General features: G+C 63.3%; 4 protein-coding genes. All 4 read right to left on the bottom strand.

Annotated elements, in window-relative coordinates; genetic code table 11:
* The coding region (locus FJY88_12985; protein ID MBM3288244.1) for a GTP-binding protein at positions 1–888 on the bottom strand (888 nt) is incomplete at its 3' end.
* 271 nt (positions 889–1,159) lie between these two features.
* Positions 1,160–1,630 carry a 30S ribosomal protein S7 gene (rpsG, locus tag FJY88_12980; GenBank protein MBM3288243.1) on the bottom strand — a complete coding sequence of 157 codons (471 nt, stop codon included), beginning with the start codon at positions 1,628–1,630 and terminating at the stop codon, positions 1,160–1,162.
* Positions 1,631–1,643: 13 nt separating this feature from the next.
* On the bottom strand, positions 1,644–2,018 hold the full coding sequence (locus FJY88_12975; protein ID MBM3288242.1) for a 30S ribosomal protein S12: 375 nt from the start codon (positions 2,016–2,018) through the stop codon (positions 1,644–1,646).
* A 141-nt stretch (positions 2,019–2,159) separates the two neighbouring features.
* Positions 2,160–3,146 (bottom strand): DNA-directed RNA polymerase subunit beta' (locus FJY88_12970; GenBank protein ID MBM3288241.1); only part of this gene is annotated, 987 nt, incomplete at its 5' end.

Below are 3,146 nucleotides of genomic sequence, written 5' to 3'. Positions count from 1 at the left end.
GAGGCTCTCGGGGTTCTCCCCCTTTACCGGAGGCAGGTCGAGCGGCGAGGGAAGATACTCGATGACGGCGTCGAGGAGCTTGCGGACTCCTTTGTTCTTGTATGCGGTTCCGCAGAGCACGGGCGTGATCCTATCCTCCAGAGTCCCCTGCCGGATCGCCCGCGAGATCAGCTCCGCGGGAAGGTCGTGGCTCTCGACGTAGCGGCGCAGCAGCTCATTGTCGTAGTCCGCCAGCGCCTCGAGCATGTGGATCCTGTGCTCCTCGGCGAAGTCGACGAGGTCGGCGTCGATCGGATGCTCCTGAAACGTCGTCAGGCCGTGTTCCTCTACGTAGCTCACCTCAACCATCCGCACGAGATCGATGATGCTGTGGAAGATCTCTCCCACCATCACCGGGACCTGGATCGGCACAGGACGGGCGCCCAGCCGCTCCCGCATCATCGCGACGGCCCCGAAGAAGTCCGCCCCGACACGATCCATCTTGTTGATGAAGGCGATCCTGGGCACGCGGTACTTGTCCGCCTGGCGCCAGACCGTCTCGCTCTGGGGCTCGACCCCCCCCACGGCGCAGAAGACGGCGACCGCGCCGTCCAGGACCCGCAGGGAGCGTTCGACCTCCATGGTGAAGTCGACGTGCCCGGGCGTGTCGATCAGCGTGATCTGGTGCCCTTCCCAGTCGCACGTCGTCGCCGCCGAGGTGATCGTGATCCCGCGTTCCCTCTCCTGGTCCATCCAGTCCATCGTGGCGGATCCCTCGTGGACCTCCCCCATGCGATGGACCTTGCCGGTGAAGTAGAGAATCCGCTCGCTCAACGTCGTCTTGCCCGCATCGATATGGGCCATGATCCCAATGTTGCGGACTCTTTCGAGCGGCACGCGATTCGTCACAGGGCACTCCCAACGGATGTCCTTCCACGGGTACGGCAACCTCGCGGCGCCGCCCCGACTCAGTCTTCAAGTCCTGTTCTCTCTCGAGGCTCGCGACCTCAAGCTTTTCCGGACCGTTTGGGGCCGCGGATGCGGCCCTGCGTCGCGAGGATGCCGCAACCCCGGGCACCGGGATGCGGACGGTCCGATACTTGCTTGCCCCCTGGCCCTCACACCGGCTCTTCAGGGAATGTCCTGGGGCTCGCGACGACCAGATAAGACGCGGGTTCGGTTACCAGCGGTAATGGGCAAAGGCCTTGTTGGCCTCGGCCATCCGATGAGTGTCGTCCCGCTTCTTTATCGTTGCCCCGTCGTTCTTGGCCGCAGCCATGAACTCCGAGGCCAGCTTCTCTCTCATGGAATGATCGGGTCGGGCCTTCGCGTACTGGATCAGCCACCGGATGGCCAGCGCGTTCCGCCTCTCCGGCTTGATCTCGACGGGGACCTGATAGGTCGCTCCCCCGACGCGCCGGCTCTTCACTTCGAGGTTGGGCTTCGCGTTGTTCATCGCCTGCTTCATGACCGATAGGCCGTCCTGACCCGTCTTCTTCTCGATGATCTCGAGCGCGCCGTAGAGCACTCCCTCGGCGACGCTTCTCTTGCCGCCCTTCATCAGAGAGCCGATGAAGCGCGTGATGAGGACATTGCCGTACTTGGGATCCGGAACCAGCTCCCTGCGTTGAACGCTGCGTCTCCTTGGCATCCTGACCTCGCCCCTACTTCTTCTTGCGCTTCGTTCCGTATTTGGAACGGCTCTTGTTCCTGTTCTCCACGCCGCTGGTGTCCAGAGTCCCTCTGATAATGTGATACCGAACGCCCGGGAGGTCCTTCACGCGCCCGCCGCGGATCAGCACGATCGAGTGCTCCTGCAGATTGTGACCCTCTCCCGGAATGTAGGCGGTCACCTCGATGTTGTTGGTCAGCCGCACGCGGGCGACCTTGCGCAGAGCCGAGTTCGGCTTCTTCGGCGTCGCCGTGTAGACGCGCGTGCAGAACCCTCGCTTCTGCGGGCAGTTTCGAAGGGCGGGCGCCGAGGTCTTCTTCCGGACCTCCGCCCTCCCCTTGCGCACAAGTTGATGGAGTGTAGGCACCTCTGATCCAACCTTCCTTAGCGATGCGCCATCCTCACGCCTGAAGACCGCGCAGATGTTCGATTCTACTGATCCGCCACCCTATCGTCAACGCCCAAGCTCTGCCGGGTCTCCCCGGAAGCGAGCTCGTAACTCGTTGATTTATGCCATTTTGGCCGGCTCCTCGCCGGTGAGCTCGGGAAACTCCTCCTCTTCCTCCTCCATGAGATCGAGCGGCTGGGTCTTGATGTTCCGATACTCGGGCAATCCGGTCCCCGCGGGGATCAAGTGGCCGATGGCCACGTTCTCCTTCAGACCCCGCAACGGATCGAGGCTCCCCATGATCGAGGCCTCCGTCAGGATCCTCGTCGTCTCCTGGAACGACGCAGCCGAAACGAAGCTGCGCGTCGAGAGCGAGGCCTTGGTGATCCCGAGCAGCAGGGGCTGATAGGTGGCCGGCTTTCCGCCCTCCGTTCTCACGCGCTCGAGCTCCTCGCGCAGGACGACCTTATCGACCGCCTCGTTGCTCAGGAAGCTCGTGTCTCCCGGATCGTCGATCGTTATCTTCTGGAGCATCTGCCGGACGATCACCTCGATGTGCTTGTCGTCGATCCTCACGCCCTGGATCCGGTAGACTTCCTGGATCTGGTCGACGAGGTATTCCTGCACCTCGTTGATCCCCTTGACCTTCAGGATGTCGTGCGGGTTGATCGGCCCCTCCGTGAGGCGGTCGCCCGCCCGGACCTCCGTGCCGTCCTGCACGTACAAGTGGCGCCCCTGCGGGATCTGGTACTCGCGCGACTCCTCGTTGTCCCCCTCGACGCGGACCTTGCGCATTCCACGGCTCACCTTGCCGACATGCACGATCCCGTCGATCTCGCTGATCACTGCGGCATCCTTGGGCTTGCGCGCCTCGAAGAGCTCAGAGACGCGGGGAAGGCCTCCCGTGATGTCGCGCGTCTTGCTCGACTCGCGCCGGATCTTCGCCACGACATCCCCCGTCTTTATCAATTGCCCCTCGCGAACCAGGAGCATCGAGCCCGTGGGGAGCGAGTAGGAGGCGAGTTGATTGCCTGCGGAGTCGTGTACGACGACGCTCGGCAGGAGGCGCTTCTCTTTGTCTTCCACGATCACCGGGACCCGCTTGCG

The organism is Candidatus Eisenbacteria bacterium (assembly GCA_016867495.1).
GTDB lineage: Bacteria > Eisenbacteria > RBG-16-71-46 > CAIMUX01 > VGJL01 > VGJL01.
The sequence above is the reverse complement of the archived record's forward strand: the minus strand, read 5'-3'. Positions and strand labels throughout refer to the sequence as shown.

Excerpts from the sequence above, each read along its gene's own strand:
- rpsG (MBM3288243.1), bottom strand. The coding sequence starts at position 1,630 with ATGCCAAGGAGACGCAGCGTTCAACGCAGGGAGCTGGTTCCGGATCCC.